The organism is Streptococcus mitis, assembly GCF_016658865.1.
In the GTDB taxonomy this organism is placed as follows: Bacteria; Bacillota; Bacilli; order Lactobacillales; family Streptococcaceae; genus Streptococcus; species Streptococcus mitis_BT.
Window position 1 is genome coordinate 1,394,646 of record NZ_CP067992.1, and the last position, 18,874, is coordinate 1,413,519.

The following is an 18,874-nucleotide window of genomic DNA, read 5'->3' on the forward strand; positions in this document are numbered from 1 at the left end:
ATCAAAGTGGATTTAGCTGACTGATTTTTGAACCTAAAGTTTCAAAAATCCCCACATAACAGTACAGCGGTGCATATCCCTCTAGCAAGTCTTCGACTTGCCTCTAACGATTTTAGAGCACAGTATTACTCACTATTCTGCGTCTTCTGCTAGGAGTTTAGCTCGTGTTTCTTCATCCAAAAGTGGGTAGCCTAGGCGTTTGCGTTCTGCGACAAAAGTTTTGGCTACGACACGAGCCAAGTTACGGATACGAGCGATATAGCCCGCGCGCTCTGTTACAGATACGGCACCACGCGCGTCAAGCAGGTTAAAGGTGTGTGAACATTTGAGAACATAGTCATAGGCAGGGTGTACCAAGCCTTCTTCTAATGCACGACCAGCTTCTTTTTCAAACTTATCAAAGTTTTCAAGTAACATTTCTTGATCCGAAATTTCAAATGAATATTTTGAGTGCTCATACTCAGGCTGGATAAAGATTTCTCCGTATTTTACACCATCAGCCCATTCGATATCATAGACAGAGTCCACTTCTTGAATGTAAGAAGCCAAACGCTCCAAACCATAGGTAACTTCCGCAGTCACAGGGCCAGTTGCCAATCCACCAACTTGTTGGAAATAAGTGAACTGAGTGATTTCCATCCCATCAAGCCAAACTTCCCAACCAAGACCAGCTGAACCAGTTGATGGGTTTTCCCAGTTGTCCTCAACAAAACGAATATCGTGTTCCAAAGGATTGATTCCCAATTTTTCCAAAGACTCAAGATAAAGTTCTTGGATGTTTGATGGAGATGGCTTCATGACAACCTGGAATTGGTGGTGTTGGTAGAGACGGTTAGGGTTTTCCCCGTAACGACCGTCTGCAGGACGACGTGATGGCTCTACATAAGCCGCATTCCATGGCTCAGGTCCGATAGCACGAAGAAAAGTATAAGGACTCATGGTTCCCGCACCTTTCTCATTATCATAAGCCTGCATAAGCATACAACCTTGGTCATTCCAAAATTGTTGCAAAGTCAAAATAATTTCTTGAAATGTTAATTTCTTAGACATTGTTTTCTCCTTTTTATATAAATTACTTGCGACACGAGTCTGCCTCGTCGATCATACGAGGCAAGACGAGTTAGTACTGCTTCTAGCTTAAACAGACCTAAAGCAGTAAGACTATATAGAAAATCAAAGACTGATTTTCTTGAAAGAAGACTTAGGTTCAAAATCAAAAAGAACCGAATTTCAACACCCAAGCCTTGCGACTAGGGGCGTCAGAAACGCGGTTCCACCCTAATTTATTACTTCATTGTTTTTGAAAATACTACAGAAAGTGCCAGTTCTTTATTTTATCCTACTTGGCTCCCACTATCCCAAGCTCGCTTGAAGAACGCCATAAGACTTTCTTTCCTGCTGACTATTATATCAGAATTGTAACATACTGTAAATCAAAAACTATAGAAAGATGTATTGTATTCTCTACTCACTTTTTGAAAAAGTTGCAAGTCCAATAACTGACAATAAGAGAGCAATTCCGGAAATACTTAGCATAATAGAAATCATGTTATTATCACCAGTGGCTGGTAATTGTTTTCCTTCTTTGTTGACTGTAGCTAAAAATACTTGTTGACCACTTCCAGCTAGTGTTTTATTCTCATGCTTAGCTTCTATAATTGATGGATCTTTCTCAATTTTATCATTGCTAATTGAAGGCTTAATAGTTGAGACTTGTCTATTGTGACTTACTATTTTAACAGGTTGCACTTGAGAAACTGGCTTAACCGTTACAACTGGTTTAGTTGGATTAGCTGGTTTAATCGTTACAACTGGTTTAGCTGGATTAACTGGCTTAATCATTACAACTGGTTTAGTTGGAATAACTGGTTTAATCGTTATAACCGGTTTAGTTGGATTAGCTGGTTTAATCGTTACAACCGGTTTAGTTGGATTAGCTGGTTTAATCGTTACAACTGGTTTAGCTGGATTAACTGGATTAATCGTTATAACCGGTTTAGTTGGAATCTCTACTTTATTAGCATTAAGTTTTACAGCCGTTTCTTTTAGAGCATTAATTACTTCATTAATTTCTTCTTGACTAGCTTCTGCATTTTCCAAAAGTAACTTAGCTTTGTTGAAAATAAGATTATATGCATCTTTCTCCTCTTTACCAGCTGTCAAAAATCTTGGATCTTTGTCTTGGAACTTCACTTCATCCACGATAACATTCTTCAGGCTCATGAAATCTGTTTCTTTCCCATTCAGCTGGTCTTGTGCTTGCAAGAAAGTGGTCAATAGACGGTCGATTTCATCTTGAGTTATCAAATCTTTTGTAATTAATAATGCCAAGAGTTTAAATTCACGATCATATTGACCTTTGCGTTCTTGATCAGAATTTATATATTTACCTTTTTTCACTGTCTCAGCATATGCTTTAATTGCATTCTTCAATGATGTGATATCAGATTCCTTACCATCCAATGTTTGCATAGCAGACTCTAAAGCATTAACAATTTGATCAATTTTATCTTGGTTAAGTTTACTTCCCAATGCTAGTTGCGCATCTTTGACACTTTGATCAAAAATCTCTTTTAACTTCTGTTTTGTATTATAATATCTCGGAGTTTTAACTACTTCCATTTGTTTATTTAAAGCTGCAATCAGAGCTAACTTAGAAACAACTGAAAGTGACAAAACATTATTTTTACCAAACAGAACTTTAAATGGTTGAAGATTATCAAGTAATTCATAACCATTTGACAGATTTACAAGAACCTTATATTCACCAGTAACTACTTTCTTACCATAAGAATGTTTACCATATGTTTCAGCTGGCAAGACTTGACTCTGACCCTCCTCACCTACCAAAGTAATCGTTGTAGTTCCAGGAACAGCTTGATTAAAACCAATCGTTACTGGGGCATATTTCATTTTGTTAGCCAAGAAGGTAATAGTTTGAAAACTATTTTCTTTCGTTAAATCAAATTCCTTAGATAAAGCACTCACAAATTTCAACTCTGTACGGTCATAGCTAAAAATCTCTGCAACATAATGTCCAAATTTCAAGAAATTAATATCTTTTGACTTATCAACAGTTACATATTGACCTTCACTATTTTTAATGCGATAAACATAAGTTGTATCAATCTCATCGTTGGTTTTATTGTCTAGTATAGCAATTTTTACACGACCACTATTTTCTTCACCTACAAGATCTTTGAGAGATATAAAATCTACATTTCCCGCAAAGTCTTCCACATAATAAAAGATTTTCGATTTATCAACGTTCTTAGGAAGTGTATAACTACCATCTTCATTTTGTTTGATAATCTGATATTGTTCGATTTCTGAATCTGTCGCTTCTCTATTTTCAGAAGGACGAATATAAAAGACTTTTTCTAGAAGAATTCCCCCATTTCCGACATCCTGAGGTTTACGAGCTATAAATTGTTCTTGATCTTTTTGAGAACGAATATATCCCGAAGTAATCAGAGGTTTTTGTGTATCGATTTGAATTTTAAATATTGTGTATTGTTCCTCAGCTCCAGGGACATCTGGCTTATAACTAATAACATAGTCATAAATTCCATCAGAGACTCGATTTCCATTAGAATCCTGTCCTCCCCAAGCTGTTTTATCTACAATGTAACTTCTTGGATTTCTAGTATCGCCATCAAAATAATTTTTTACAAGGTCTGTCGGACGACTTTGCCAAATAGGCTGACTGTGTGTTGTATCCGAAGAATCATAAACCGTCGCACGAAGATTTACCAAGTTTCTATAGACAAGAGTTTTAAATTGAACAGAATCCTTATTTCCATCCTCATTTGGCGAGATAGCAAGGCGGATGTTCCCTTTTTCATCTAATTGAAGATGGTATTTCCCTTCAGCATCTTGTTTCACTCCGAGTACAGTCACTCGATTTCCTTGACGCTCTGCTTTTAAAACATTTACATCATTTTCAGAACTTGTTAAATAAGTTGCATCGTCTGAAGGTGAAATTCCTGGATTATCCTTATCAATTTCAGAGTAAAATCCACTGTTTCCTTCCTTAATCAATTGATAAATTGGTTTTTCAATTGCAGGTAGATTTTGGAATTCTCCCTTAAATCCCATAAATGGTAAACCAATAACAGAACTATCATCTGCAGGATTGACAAATCTAACAAATCCTTCTAGAAAATATCCATTTGGCATTATTTTGCTAAGTTCTTCAGTAAACTTACTTGTATCTACACTAACTGTTACCGTCTTTGTACTATGAGCTTTCACAGTTACTTCAGGCCAGACTGTTTCAGTTAATTTTCGTGGACGGAGAGTGAATTTCCCTTCTTCAACTTCGTCCGTATTTGTATTTACAATCATCTTCAATGTTCGGTCTTTATCCGAAATATTATGAATTGTAACTTCAAAGGTAAATTTATCACCAACATTACCAAGCGTAACACTTGGATAGTTATTTGCACCTGTTACAAATAGGTCTGTGCTGGTTGCCGCCATCGTGTCAACTACACCGGCACCTTGCTGACGTGGAGAAGTATAGGCTCCAGTCTGTTTATTAAAATGTGGTTTTGCAGTAGACATAATTAAAGCTTTTACAATCTCTGAAATTTGACTAGCTGATAATTCAGGATGTTTCTTTGCTAAATATTCTTTGACTAATGCTGCGACACCAGCTACATGAGGGGCCGCCATACTTGTTCCACTGATACTTCCATAACTGTTGTCGTTAAATGATGAATAGATATTTCCACCAGGTGCAGTAACATCTGGTTTCAATTGTCCATCTGTTGTAACTCCCCAACTTGAAAAATCTGATAATTGGTCTGCAACATCTGATTTACGATTATCCATCTTGTGATTAAAGACAATTTTATACTGACCAGACTTAAGAACTTCACCATAATGTTTTGAAATAAAGACAGATGGGATTTTCTTAGCATCACCTGTAACAGACATACTAACATTTGCACCTTCAACGTTGTTATAAATTAAAACTCCAGCTGCACCGTGTTTAAGAGCATTTTTAATCTTATCAGAAAAATTAATTTTACCACGTTGAATCAGTGCTAACTTGCCTCTCACATCAATATTGGCAAAATCTTCTTCACGACCAATACCCGCTGCTATATATTCGTATTCTTTCCCTTTTTCAAAATCTTTTTCTGTTTCAGGTCTATTAAAATCAAACTTACCATAATCAAGGGTAGCGTCATTTTCTAAACCTTTTACTTCAAATACCTCAGTAGTTAGAATTTTATTATTAATCGAAGCAACAGAAATTGAATCTTCTACTGTAGAGGGATTTCCAACGAGACCATAATCAGGATTTTCTGCTAATGGTTGTGAAAAACCTCTACCGAAAGTATTACTATTACCAGCAGCGATAACAACAGATACTCCTTTAGCGCGTGCTCTTTTTACTGCATCAATGATATCTGAACCTGCATCTACCGTTGAACCCGCACCTGCACCCAAACTCATATTGATCACATCCGCACCTAACGCAACTGCATCATCAATGGCTTTTACATAAAGGGCAGAGGCTGTAGTTTTATCTCTGTCTGAAAAAACTCTCATAAACATAATTTGAGCTTCTGGCGCCACCCCGTAAACCTTCTCAGAATTCGGGGCTTTATTAACAGGATTTCCAGCTACAATACCAGTAACATGCATTCCATGAGACTCTTTTTCAGCCTCTTTTATATTATCAGTTCCATCAAAGTAATCATAAGCATATACTACTTTATCACTGTACCATTTCCCATAGTCAATACCAGCAGCCTTTTTAGCTTTTTCGATATCATCCTTATTTTTAAATTTCGCCTTTGACGGATCAGAAATACGCAAAACCTCATGATTCAAATCAAGACCTGAATCTATAACAGCGACTACAGTTCCTTGTCCTTTATGTCCTGCTTCCCAGGTTTTAGGGACAGTAATAATTTCATTACTGGAGATACTGTTTGGCTTTTCTTTATGTCCACCTTGAGATAACGACTCTGATTGTAAGCTTTCCGAAGAAGAATTACTTTTCACTGCTAATTCTTCCTTCTTCTCTTCACTTTTTATAGCAATCGTTTCTTTCTGTGTGGTTTCATCCTTGTCTGACTTATTATCTCTATATTCATCTTGTTTTAATGACTCTGTCACTTCTGTTTTTTCCTTCGAAGAAGAATTTAGAGCATTCTTGTCAGCCGTGACTGGCGGTGCGATATTATTTGAATCATCTAATTTATTAATTGTTACCAAATGTGTAACTTGATTTGATGATTCAAATTTTCCCTCATCGGCACTAACCTGTGCGAAAGCAAATCCGAATGCAAAGACCGATAGCAGAAAAATCGTTGCTATTTGGTACTTTTTATGACAAAAATCTTTGCAATCTCCCATAAAATCACTCCTTTTTATTTAAATTAAAAGTATTATATCCTAAATTGTCTGAAAATTCTATCAAAAACTTATTTTGTAACAAAATTGTAATATTAATCAATTATCTCTCGAGATTTAAACATAAAAAAAATTTAGCCTCGATTAATACAAGACTAAATTTATTTATTAAATAATTACTTTCTATTCAATTACTCATTTAGTAAAAATCTTACTGATCACGGTCATAGAATAGTTCATGTGATTTCAATCGTGAATTAAGCATTTCAGGAACTGTGACAAAGTCATAACCTTGCCCTTTCAAATAATCAATAACCTTCGGAAGAGCATTTACCGTCTCAGCATGGATATCATGCATGAGAATAATAGAACCATTCTTGACTTCACGCTGAATTTCTGTCAAAATAGCTGCTTCATTTTTACTCTTCCAGTCCAGACTATCCACATCCCACATAATGAAGCTCAAATCGAGACTATTTCGAATGTCATCTGTAATAGCTCCATAAGGCGGACGCATAAGTTTAGAACTAGAACCCAGCACCTTAGTTAGCGCATCCTCAGTATCAGTAATTTGTTTTTTAGCTTCATCAAGGGAAAGTTTTGAAAGCACTGGATGACTCCAACTATGGTTTCCAATAACATGGCCGTCCGATTTCATACGTTTCAAAATCTCTTCATTTCCAGAAACATTCTTACCCAGAACGAAGAAAGTTGCTTTAATTCCGTACTTAGAGAGAGTATCTAAGGCTTGATTTGTCGTTGCAGGATTTGGTCCATCATCAAAAGTCAAGGCTACTACTTTACGATTTTTCTTTTCATAATAAGCCTTATATAGCTCTGCATCCTTATCTAATAAATAAGAGGACTGAATAACTTCAAAGAAACTAGATATTGGTAAGGCAATCTCGTCTAGATTTTCAACTGCCTGACTTGGATAAAGGATAATCTGACTATCCTTGTAATCAAAATTCCATGCAGACAAGTCTTGGTCAGAGAAGCCTTTAACAAGCTGATCGATCTTTTCTTGCTCCAATTTCTTATCCTGTAAGAAAGAGGTGATTTCTTTTAACAACTGCTCTTTGGCTTTACTAGGATCTGAAAATAATTGATCAAGTGTAAAAGGTTTACCATCTTCTGTCAAATGGACTTTTGCCAGACTAGTTTTTTCAGTCTCTTCAACTTTTGACGAAGTTAAATCATAGACTTGTTTCATCACACTTCGGTTAACAATCCCTTTTAAAGTCGAATCCTGTTTCTCCGTATAATAAAAAACCAGATTTTCCTTGTCTTCCAGATTTTCCTTAATATCCTGTGTCATGATTTCTTTTACAGATGAAATCACTTGCTCCCCTTGGAGAGGATAATAGGCAATTACTTCGGCTTGTCCCTTACGAAAATGATCTTTCTGATTTCCCTCACTCAATTGATCATCTTTCTCTTTCTTGAGCGTTTCAATCCTTTGTTCAAAACTTTGCTTTGTATATATTTTGTATCCAATCATTGAACCAAGGACACAAATACTTACTGAAAAGATAGCTACTAGGGCTATTAAACCGATTCTCTTTTTATCGTGCTCAACACGATTTGCTCTACTTTTATCCATAGAAATATCATATCAAATTCAGGCTATAATTTCAATGAGAAATAAGTACTATTACTCGTTTTGAACAAAAAAATACGCTCTATAATATCTATAGAGGGATTTACCCACTACAAATATTATAGAGCCTTTTATTATGTTAGAAACGAATCGTCTCACGTGTTTTTTCGTATGAAGTAACAAAACGGTTGGTTACACCTGGTTCTGCAACTTCCAAAGCTTGCGAAATCTTATCAAATGAAGCATGATAATCAAATTCTTTTTCAAAAATTTCTAATGATTCATTAAAGGCTTCTTGAATTCGTTCATCAAATGAGCGGTAACGGTTCGAATACTGTAGCAATTGTTCTGTCAATGTTGCATATTGAACAATATTATAGGTTTCTTCTTCAAGTGCTTCCATATCATTTGTTGTAATTTCAAGCATACGGTTCACAGCTTCGATATTGACCCGAGCTTCTTCTAGTTCAGCCATCAACTCTTCAGTATGGTTACTTGCTGTAAAGAACAACTGTAAGAAATTCTGAGGAATACCTGGAAGATTACGTTTTTCCATGTATCTCTTAATTGTGTGAAGACGATTAACATAAACATTTGCCTTTTGGCGAGCATTGATATCATCTTTTTCAATCTGAGCAAGACGTTGACTAACCGCAACTTGTTCATCTTCAATTTCTTTCAAAGTCGCTTGTAAGTTTTCCAAACGTTCTTCAAGGAATGAATAAGGTTCAGAATGTTCTTCTTGTTCAGAAGTTAATTCCAATACAGATTCTTCCAGAGATTCTAACTCAGCTTGTAATCTGTGAACATGACTAACATCCGTTTCAGAAAGCAGGTAGTTATTACTTAATCGTTGAATATCTTCTACTAAAACAGCATTACTATCTTTCATGTGTTTCAAATATGTAGGAAGGGTTGCAACTAAGCCTTCTACTACTTTTTGAGCAGCAATTTCTCGTGTAAAGATATCATAGAGTAAATTGATTTCTTCTTGAACTTGAGTATTTTCATACTCAGCATTATCCAACTCTAATTGTGCAATATTTTCGTGATTTTTCTTCAAAGCTTCATAAAGCAATTGGAAGCGAGATTCAATATCCGTCTCAGCAAAATGATAGTTAGCGTCTAAAAGCTTACGGTAACCATCCTCCAAATCTTCCAATTGATCAGGTAACTCTTTAGATAATGTTTTTACAATTGCTGGCAGGCGGTCAACAATATGACTCAAAGCCAAGATATGATTCTCAGCATTATCCAAAATCACAGCAGCTTCTACTGGGTCACCTGAGGTATTCAAAGTAACAAACTGAGAAAACTCTGATTGGATATTTTCCAATTGTTTTTCGATTTCAGACAAACCTTGGCCATATTCTTCAGAATGATCAGCAACTCGGTGTTGCAACTCTTCAAACAAGTCCAAGGTATGAAGAACACGTCCACTATTTTTGGACTCTTGTTTCTCCAAATCTGCCAAGGCATTGCGAATTGCCGCAATATCTTCTTCAATCAAGGTAATTTGGCTCTCAATTTGGTCAATTTGATGACTGGCCTTGAAAAAACGGAATGAATTGTTATAACCTTCTGCCTCGAAAAGATTATTTTCGATATCGGCAAAAGAATTAAGAGATAAATCAACCCATTTTTGATTCCATTCACGGAAAGTCACTTGACTTTGTCCAATCAAGTGCATATTTTTAACAGCTTCAACTTCATCATTAACTGGAAGATTATACAGCTCTTCTTTTTTCTCTTCTAAAATTGCTAATTTACTTTCATTGCGTTTTCGTACGTAGATTGCGATAGCATAAGCAATCACTAAGAAAACTGCAACTGCAATTGCAAGATAAATTACTAGTCTACCAGACATATTAAACTCCTTTTTAACTTGAAACAATCGTAATGATTATATCATATTTTTTAGACCAAGGGAACTACTTCTCCCTATTTTTTAGACATCAAGTGTACTATAGACGGCATTTTCTTCGATAAATTCACGACGAGGTTCTACTCGATCCCCCATCAACATATCAAAGATTTTATCTGCTTCTGCAGCATCGTCCACAGAAACTCTGGCCATCAAGCGATGTTCGGGATCCATGGTTGTCTCCCACAACTGGTGATCATCCATCTCACCTAAACCTTTATACCTCTGAATAGTTGGTCTGGCACGTCCTTCACTATGGCGAGCCAAAGCTTCTTGGAGTTTAATCTCTTGGTCTGCTCCTGGCTGGATATATTCTTTAATCTCGCTTCCAACCTTGACACCATAGATTGGTGGTTGGGCAATATAAACATAACCAGCTTCTAGGATTGGTTTCATATAACGATAAATCAAGGTTAAAAGGAGGGTACGAATGTGGGCTCCATCGACATCGGCATCGGTCATCAAAACGAGTTTTTGGTAACGGGCTTTTGAAACATCAAATTCTGCCCCAAATCCTGTTCCCATCGCTGTGAAAAGACTACGAATTTCTTCGTTAGCTAGAATCTTATCCATACTTGCCTTTTCAACGTTCAAAATCTTACCGCGGATTGGAAGAATTGCCTGGAACTCACGGTTACGACCAGATTTGGCTGACCCACCAGCTGAGTCTCCTTCGACGATGAAGAGTTCTGTTTCAGCAGGATTGTTAGAAGAACAGTCTGCTAGTTTCCCTGGAAGATTGGAAATTTCCAAACCAGATTTTTTACGAGTGACTTCACGCGCACGCTTGGCAGCCACACGAGCCTTGGCAGCTAAAATCCCTTTTTCCACGATACGTTTAGCAATCTGTGGATTTTCCATGAGGAAATCAGAGAAAGCATCGCTGAAGAGGCGATTGGTAATTTTAACCACTTCACTGTTTCCCAGTTTGGTCTTAGTTTGTCCTTCAAACTGTGGATTTGGGTGTTTAACTGAGATAACTGCAGTTAACCCTTCACGGACATCTTCCCCTGTCAGGTTGTCTTCATTGTCTTTCAGTAACTTATTTTTACGAGCATAATCATTGATAACGCGAGTTAGTGCCGTACGGAAACCTTGTTCATGCGTACCACCTTCATGGGTGTGAATGTTATTGGCGAAACTCATGACATTCTCATGGTAACCCGTTGTGTACTGCATTGCTACTTCAACGGTAATATCATCCATCTCACCATCTGTGTAGATTGGTGTATCAAAGATAACATCCTTGTTCTCATTGATATATTCAACGTAGCTAGCAATCCCACCTTCATAGTGGTAATGCTTAGTTTGTTCTAACCCCTCACGCTTATCTGTAATGGAGATTTGAAGACCACGATTTAGAAAGGCCAATTCTTGAATACGTTTATTTAATTTATCAAAGTCAAAAGTGGTTGTTTCAGTGAAAATTTCTGGATCCGGTGTAAAGTGAACTGTTGTTCCCGTTTTATCCGTATCTCCAACTACTTCAAGATCTGCGACAACATGACCACGACGATATTCTTGGTAATGAATCTTACCATTTTTGTGGACATGAACGTCTAATTGAGTTGAAAGGGCGTTAACAACTGAGGACCCCACTCCGTGAAGACCACCTGAGACCTTATATCCGCCACCGCCAAACTTTCCTCCAGCGTGAAGAACAGTAAAGACAGTCTCAACGGCAGGTCGACCTGTTTTTTCCTGAATATCGACTGGGATACCACGCCCATCATCAACAACTGTAATCGAATCATCGGGCTCAATAAAGACTTGAATATGGCTAGCAAATCCTGCCAAGGCTTCATCAATTGAGTTATCAACAATTTCCCAGACTAGATGGTGAAGACCTTCTTTTGAGGTCGATCCGATATACATCCCTGGACGCATACGAACAGCCTCTAAGCCCTCTAAAACTTGAATTTGACTGGCATCATAATCTTGTGCCTGCAGATTTTTAATTTCTTCTGTCATCTTATTCCTTTTTCTTACATGTCTAATACTTGTCTTAAATTCACGATACTGGTAAACAAGTGGGTATCGAGTCCAGCAGCTTGCCCTGCTTCGATATCAATCGGCCGATCACCGATGACAAGACCAGAGTTAATTTGATACTTTTCTCTTAAATAAATCATGGACTCAGGATCTGGTTTTCTCTTAAAGCCTGAGTTAGAAGTCACCACTTCTGTAAAATAAGCTGCTATAGAGGTTTTTTCTAAAATTTCCAAGACCTGATCATTTCGATGAGAAACTAAAAAATGACGGCCACCTTGATTTGAGATATCTTCCAATAAACCAGAAACTCCATCAAATAAAATCGGATGTTCTAGCTCTCTGGCTTCATTTTCCTTGTACTTTTCTAAAAAATTCTCTAAGTTGGGAGCGAATGTCTCAATCGCAAAATCAGTAGAAACCTTTAAAGCCTGATAGACACTGTCATGGTCTTGTGTGATGCCATACAATGCCAATGTTTCAACAAATGCAGCTGTTGAAGTTTCGTAATTATCTAGTAAAGTTCCACCTAAATCCCAGATGTAATCGTGATATTTCATACCCTTCATTATAGCATTTTTTTATGAAAAAAGCGATGATTTCCCTGAGTTTTCCACATAAAAAATGCTCTATGATATTTATATAGGATAAATTTCTTATAGATATTATGAAACCTATTTTCTTGTAGAAAAAAGCCCCATATAATCTATAATGAAAAGTAACCAAACCATCATTAGAGAGAATCATATGGAACAATTATATTTTAACACAAAACTACTTTATATTAAAAATCCTAATATCCAATTTATGGATGTTATTAATAAGGGGGTGGGGAACTTCTCAAAGTAAGTTCCACTTGAGTGGTATTGAGACTAGCTTTTCACTAATCTTGTCTTGAAATTTTAAAATAAATTATAAAACCTTACTCAAGAAGTCCTTAGTCCGTTGTTCTTGGGTTTGTTCAAAAATCTGTTCAGGTGTTCCGTCTTCAACAACCACACCGTCTGCCATAAAGATGACACGGTCTGCCACCTCACGAGCAAATCCCATCTCATGCGTTACAATAACCATGGTCATTCCTGACTTGGCTAGGTCTTGCATAACAGCCAGCACTTCACCTACCATTTCAGGATCCAGGGCTGAAGTTGGCTCGTCAAAGAGCAAAACATCTGGTTCCATAGCTAAACCACGCGCAATAGCAATCCGCTGTTGCTGACCACCTGACAAACTCTGTGGATAAGCAGTTGCCTTATCTGGTAAACCAACTTTTTCCAAAAGTTCCTGAGCTCTCTTCTCTGCAACTTCCTTACTTTCACCTTTAGTCTTGATAGGAGACAAGGTGATATTTTCCATCACAGTCATATTAGGAAAGAGATTAAATTGTTGGAAAACCATCCCCATCTTCTCACGCATGGCAAAGAGGTCATTCTTCTTGTCCGTAATATCAACTCCCTCAAAGATAACCTTCCCTTTGGTTGCTTCTTCCAACAAATTCATAGAGCGGAGCAAGGTAGATTTCCCGCTTCCTGAAGGACCAATGATAACGACAACTTCCCCTCTTTTAATCTCGAGGTTGATTCCCTTCAATACTTCATTCTTTCCAAAGGATTTATGTAAATTTTCAATTTTTATCAAGGTTTCTGTCATTATTTCTTATCTCCTTGTCCCATACGTTTTTCAAAAGCTTTCAAGGCTACTGTCAAAATAGAAGTCATAATCAAGTAATAAAAGGCTGCAAATAAAAGTGGTGTCAAAGGTAGATAGGTTGTTGTAGAAACTGTTGTAGCTCCGTTCCACAACTCCATGACACCAATAGCTGATAAAAGAGAACTATCCTTGATAATGGTGATAAATTCGTTCCCCAATGCTGGCAAAATATTTTTGATAGCTTGTGGCAAAATCACATAGCGCATCGCATTTTTAGGACGAATCCCTAAAGAATAGGCCGCCTCTAACTGACCCTTAGGAACTGCATTAATCCCAGCACGAACAGTCTCAGAAACATAAGCACCACTGTTCATAGAGATAATCAAAATCCCTGGAATCAGACGAGAAAGGTCAACACCTAAAATTCCAACCTGAATAGTCGGAGCATTGATGTGCATAAGGGCAAAGGCAATCATAATCTGAACCATCATCGGTGTCCCACGGAAAATCCAAACGTACAAGTTGGCGAGCCAAACAAACGGTTTAAACTTTGAACGTTGCCCAAAAGCCAAGACAACACCCAAAATAGTTCCCAAAAAGACAACACAGATAGAAATGAGAACCGTCACAACAGCCCCATAGTTAAAATAAGGTAAATACTTAGGTAAAAAAGAAAAATTCATAGTCTCACTACTTTCTAAAATAGAATACTGTATGATTATAACATGTATTGAATTAAAATTCAAACCCTTTATCCAATTTATTCAAAAAAACTTTAAGCTGGTAGAATTAGCGAGAAATCTTAGTTTTTTCTAGGCAAGTTGGCCTCCTTTATGGTAAAATAGTAACGATAAGAAATGAAGGAGAATCAAAATGGAATCACATTTGGTTAGAATCATCAATCGCCTTGAAGCAATGGCAAAAGACGGCGGAAATTTAAAACGTAATTTTGAACGCGAAGGAGTTGTTGTTGCAGAAGTTGCATACAGCCATGATGAAGAAAATGGCTCAATTTTTACCCTTCGTGATGTAGAAGCTCGCGAAACTTATACGTTTGACAGCATTGACTTGATTGCAATGGAGATTTACGAACTCCTCTACTAATCTAAAACAAGCTGGGATTACACCCTGCATGTCTAACCAAAATCCTTTTTGTCTCACAAATAGGATTTTTTTTATAGTCCAAATTTACAAAGATTTTCATTGTAACAACTTCTCAAAGCTGCAATCTTTTTACTTGCTTTACACCCCAATCCTGTTATAATGAGAGTATAGAAATTTGACTATTTTTGACCTTTAAACAGGTCAGCCTAAAGAAAGAAATGAGGTAGATGTATGCTTTGTCAAAACTGTAAAATCAATGACTCAACAATTCATCTTTATACCAATCTTAACGGAAAGCAAAAACAAATTGACCTTTGTCAAAACTGCTATAAGATTATCAAGACAGATCCTAACAATAGCCTCTTTAAAGGTATGACGGATCTGAACAATCGTGACTTTGATCCCTTTGGTGATTTCTTCAATGACCTAAACAATTTTAGACCTTCTAACAACACTCCTCCGACTCCCCCAACCCAATCAGGTGGAGGCTACGGTGGAAACGGCGGTTATGGTTCCCAAAATAGTGGACCTGCTCAAACTCCTCCACCAAGCCAAGAAAAAGGCCTGCTGGAAGAATTTGGTATCAACGTAACTGAAATTGCCCGTCGTGGAGATATTGACCCCGTTATTGGGCGCGACGATGAGATTATCCGTGTTATCGAAATTCTCAATCGCAGAACCAAGAATAATCCTGTTCTTATCGGTGAACCAGGTGTCGGAAAAACTGCCGTTGTCGAAGGTCTAGCTCAGAAAATCGTTGATGGCGACGTTCCACATAAACTCCAAGGTAAACAAGTCATCCGTCTGGATGTGGTTAGCCTAGTTCAAGGAACGGGTATTCGAGGACAATTTGAAGAACGCATGCAAAAGCTCATGGAAGAAATTCGAAAACGTGAAGACATTATTCTCTTTATCGATGAAATCCATGAAATTGTTGGTGCTGGTTCTGCGGGCGATGGCAATATGGATGCAGGAAATATCCTCAAGCCCGCCCTTGCTCGTGGGGAACTGCAACTGGTCGGTGCCACTACCCTCAATGAATACCGTATCATTGAAAAAGATGCTGCCCTAGAGCGTCGTATGCAACCTGTTAAGGTCGATGAACCAACAGTGGACGAAACAATCACAATCCTCAAAGGTATTCAAAAGAAATACGAAGACTACCACCACGTTCAGTATACCGATGCTGCAATTGAAGCAGCTGCAACTCTTTCCAATCGCTACATCCAAGATCGCTTCTTGCCTGACAAGGCCATCGACCTCCTGGATGAAGCTGGTTCTAAGATGAACTTGACCTTGAATTTTGTGGATCCTAAAGTGATTGATCAACGCTTGATTGAGGCTGAAAATCTCAAATCTCAAGCTACACGAGAGGAAGATTTTGAGAAGGCAGCTTATTTCCGCGACCAGATTGCCAAGTATAAGGAACTGCAAAAGAAAAAGGTCACAGACCAAGATACTCCTATCATCAGTGAGAAAACCATTGAGCACATTATCGAGCAGAAAACCAATATCCCTGTTGGCGATTTGAAAGAGAAAGAACAATCTCAACTCATCCATCTAGCTGAAGACCTCAAGTCTCATGTTATTGGCCAAGATGATGCAGTCGATAAGATTGCCAAGGCTATTCGCCGTAATCGTGTCGGTCTCGGTACGCCTAACCGCCCAATCGGAAGCTTCCTATTTGTTGGCCCAACTGGTGTCGGTAAGACAGAACTTTCCAAACAACTAGCCATTGAACTTTTTGGTTCTGCTGACAGCATGATTCGCTTTGATATGAGTGAATACATGGAAAAACACAGTGTGGCTAAGTTGGTCGGTGCCCCTCCAGGTTATGTCGGCTACGACGAGGCTGGGCAACTAACTGAAAAAGTCCGCCGTAATCCATATTCTCTCATCCTTCTAGATGAAGTGGAAAAAGCTCACCCTGATGTTATGCACATGTTCCTTCAAGTCTTGGACGATGGGCGTTTGACAGATGGTCAAGGACGTACCGTTAGCTTCAAGGATGCCATCATCATTATGACTTCAAATGCCGGGACTGGTAAAGCCGAAGCCAGCGTTGGTTTTGGAGCTGCTAGAGAAGGACGTACCAATTCTGTTCTCGGTGAACTCGGTAACTTCTTTAGCCCAGAGTTTATGAACCGTTTTGATGGTATTATCGAATTTAAGGCTCTCAGCAAGGACAACCTCCTTCAGATTGTCAAGCTTATGCTTGCAGACGTTAACAAGCGCCTTTCTAGCAACAACATTCATTTGGATGTAACTGACAAGGTTAAGGAAAAATTGGTTGACCTCGGCTATGATCCAAAAATGGGGGCGCGCCCACTTCGTCGTACTATTCAAGACTATATTGAAGACGCAATCACTGACTACTACCTTGAAAATCCAAGTGAAAAAGACCTCAAGGCAGTTATGACCAGCAAGGGCAACATTCAAATCAAATCTGCCAAAAAAGCTGAAGTAAAAACTTCTGAAAAAGAAGTATAATTCCTATAGAAAAGGAGTAGAAAATGAAAATTTTCTGCTCCTTTTTACTAAAATAACTATAAATTCTTGACAGCTCGGCCTTTGTCCATTAAGATAATAATAATAATAAAGATAATAAATAATGAGGAAAATGCAATGGCAAACCCAACTTTCGGAGAAAAAAAATCGAATACAGACTATGTTTCACGCTATGGCGTATATGCAGTAATTCCAGACGCTGAACAAAAACAAATTGTTCTTGTTCAAGCACCAAATGGTGCTTGGTTTCTACCAGGTGGCGAAATTGAAGCAGGTGAAAATCATCAAGAAGCCCTAAAGCGTGAATTGATTGAAGAGCTTGGCTTTACAGCTGAAATTGGTACTTATTACGGACAAGCTGATGAATATTTCTATTCTCGTCACCGTGACACCTACTACTACAATCCTGCCTACCTCTATGAAGCGACTTCCTTCAAAGAAGTACAAAAACCATTAGAAGACTTTAATCATATTGCCTGGTTCCCTATTGACGAGGCTATTGAAAACCTCAAACGTGGTAGCCATAAATGGGCTATTGAATCTTGGAAAAAACAGCATAAGATTGACTAAATCAAGCTACTTTATTTAAAAAGTGCTATAATAGAATTAGAAAATCGGAGGAAATGTTATGAAGCTTATCAATACGACAAACTCACACTCGCAACTTGTAAAAAGCCAGCTAGAAAGTACAGATGCAACCCTTGTTGAGGTTTATTCTGCAGGGAATACAGATGTTATTTTTACTCAAGCTCCGCTTCACTATGAAATCCTCATCTCAAACAAACACCGAGCTATTCGTGAACCTGAAATCGAAGCTATTCAAGAATTTTTCTTGAAACGTAAAATTGATAAGGACTCTATTGATGAGGCCAATATCAAAACCCTCTATTCAGAAAAATTAATTGGAATTTCGATTCCAACCAAATAAAATCTTGGAGAGATTAGAAAGTGCTTTAAACCTTATGGAACAAAATTGGGTTTATTTAGCTTTTTAAATCATCTCCAATTTTTTATCTTGAAATCCTATCATACACAATTTTATAGATAATTAAGGAGACAAGCATGGGAGACATGATATATCGAGAGGCAAGACTTGAAGAATACGAAAAAATTGGAAAACTATTAGCTAATTCTTTTCTTGACTATCCCTTTTTAACGATTATAACTGATGATTTGAAGAAACCTGACTCCTATCCTGCTTTTGTAGAAACATTGCAAATTCTGCTTACTAGAGTCTATATTAAAAAAGGAAACTGTTTGGTTGCGGAACAAGATGGAGAATTACTTGCAGTTGCCCTTTTGCAACAAAAGGATTTCTGTATACTATCCTATCTACGAAATGGTGGGACAAACATTTTTCGCTACATTCGACCACAAAATCTCCTTAAATACTTTGACTTTGTAAAACGTTCCAAAAAGCATTTAGAACAATCAGGGGAGTTTGATTGGTATTTGATGGCTTTAGCTGTCAATATAGAAAGTAAGGGGCGGGGAATAGGCAGTACTTTTCTGACACAAGGGGTTGAACCTTATGTCAAATCAAAAGGCTGTAAACACTTGGGACTCATAACTAATACAGCTAGAAATACCTCATTCTACAAAAAAAACGATTATGTATTACTGGACCATATGGACTTAAAATACGGGTCAAAATCAATTGGTAACTGGGCATTTTTAAAAACAATGAATAAATTATAACAGGCCAGCAATTTACAAATCCTATTTAAATA

General features: G+C 37.5%; 13 protein-coding genes. 5 read left to right on the plus strand and 8 right to left on the minus strand.

Translation table 11 applies throughout. The features are described from left to right. Window positions 1-132: 132 nt before the first annotated feature. The 8 genes from glyQ to JJN14_RS07085 all read right to left on the minus strand — a co-directional run bounded on the left by glyQ (window position 133) and on the right by JJN14_RS07085 (window position 14,215). Window positions 133-1,050, minus strand: a complete 918-nt coding sequence (gene glyQ / locus JJN14_RS07050) for a glycine--tRNA ligase subunit alpha (RefSeq protein ID WP_000038736.1) — start codon at window positions 1,048-1,050, stop codon at window positions 133-135. Between the two features lie 414 nt (window positions 1,051-1,464). Beyond that, window positions 1,465-6,375, minus strand: coding sequence for a S8 family serine peptidase (locus tag JJN14_RS07055; protein WP_201058259.1), 4,911 nt, complete (start codon window positions 6,373-6,375; stop codon window positions 1,465-1,467). A 208-nt stretch (window positions 6,376-6,583) separates the two neighbouring features. Then, the gene (gene pgdA / locus JJN14_RS07060) at window positions 6,584-7,975 is read right to left on the minus strand and encodes a peptidoglycan-N-acetylglucosamine deacetylase PgdA (RefSeq protein WP_201058260.1); all 1,392 of its coding nucleotides are present in this window, start codon (window positions 7,973-7,975) and stop codon (window positions 6,584-6,586) included. A gap of 136 nt (window positions 7,976-8,111) precedes the next feature. Continuing rightward, a complete protein-coding gene (ezrA, locus tag JJN14_RS07065; protein ID WP_201058261.1) occupies window positions 8,112-9,839 on the minus strand; it encodes a septation ring formation regulator EzrA in 1,728 nt (575 codons plus the stop codon). Between the two features lie 81 nt (window positions 9,840-9,920). Continuing rightward, window positions 9,921-11,867, minus strand: coding sequence for a DNA topoisomerase (ATP-hydrolyzing) subunit B (gene gyrB, locus JJN14_RS07070; RefSeq protein WP_201058262.1), 1,947 nt, complete (start codon window positions 11,865-11,867; stop codon window positions 9,921-9,923). Window positions 11,868-11,881: 14 nt separating this feature from the next. Further along, the gene (locus tag JJN14_RS07075; RefSeq protein WP_033681420.1) at window positions 11,882-12,445 is read right to left on the minus strand and encodes an HAD family hydrolase; all 564 of its coding nucleotides are present in this window, start codon (window positions 12,443-12,445) and stop codon (window positions 11,882-11,884) included. 352 nt (window positions 12,446-12,797) lie between these two features. Then, window positions 12,798-13,532, minus strand: a complete 735-nt coding sequence (locus tag JJN14_RS07080) for an amino acid ABC transporter ATP-binding protein (protein WP_000140957.1) — start codon at window positions 13,530-13,532, stop codon at window positions 12,798-12,800. Continuing rightward, a complete protein-coding gene (locus JJN14_RS07085) occupies window positions 13,532-14,215 on the minus strand; it encodes an amino acid ABC transporter permease (RefSeq protein WP_033686685.1) in 684 nt (227 codons plus the stop codon). Before JJN14_RS07085 ends, JJN14_RS07080 begins: the two co-directional genes overlap by 1 nt. Before the next feature lie 190 nt (window positions 14,216-14,405). Between JJN14_RS07085 and JJN14_RS07090 the strand changes: the two genes are divergently transcribed. From JJN14_RS07090 to JJN14_RS07110, 5 genes are all read left to right on the plus strand, one after another. Then, window positions 14,406-14,636, plus strand: a complete 231-nt coding sequence (locus JJN14_RS07090) for a DUF1797 family protein (RefSeq protein ID WP_000443570.1) — start codon at window positions 14,406-14,408, stop codon at window positions 14,634-14,636. A gap of 231 nt (window positions 14,637-14,867) precedes the next feature. Continuing rightward, window positions 14,868-17,126, plus strand: coding sequence for an ATP-dependent Clp protease ATP-binding subunit (locus JJN14_RS07095; RefSeq protein WP_201058263.1), 2,259 nt, complete (start codon window positions 14,868-14,870; stop codon window positions 17,124-17,126). A gap of 135 nt (window positions 17,127-17,261) precedes the next feature. After that, on the plus strand, window positions 17,262-17,714 hold the full coding sequence (locus JJN14_RS07100) for an NUDIX hydrolase (protein ID WP_201058264.1): 453 nt from the start codon (window positions 17,262-17,264) through the stop codon (window positions 17,712-17,714). Window positions 17,715-17,772: 58 nt separating this feature from the next. After that, a complete protein-coding gene (locus JJN14_RS07105; RefSeq protein ID WP_000767189.1) occupies window positions 17,773-18,072 on the plus strand; it encodes a DUF1827 family protein in 300 nt (99 codons plus the stop codon). 134 nt (window positions 18,073-18,206) lie between these two features. Further along, entirely contained in the window at window positions 18,207-18,842 is a 636-nt protein-coding gene (locus JJN14_RS07110; protein ID WP_201058265.1) for a GNAT family N-acetyltransferase, read from the plus strand. Window positions 18,843-18,874 lie beyond the last annotated feature (32 nt).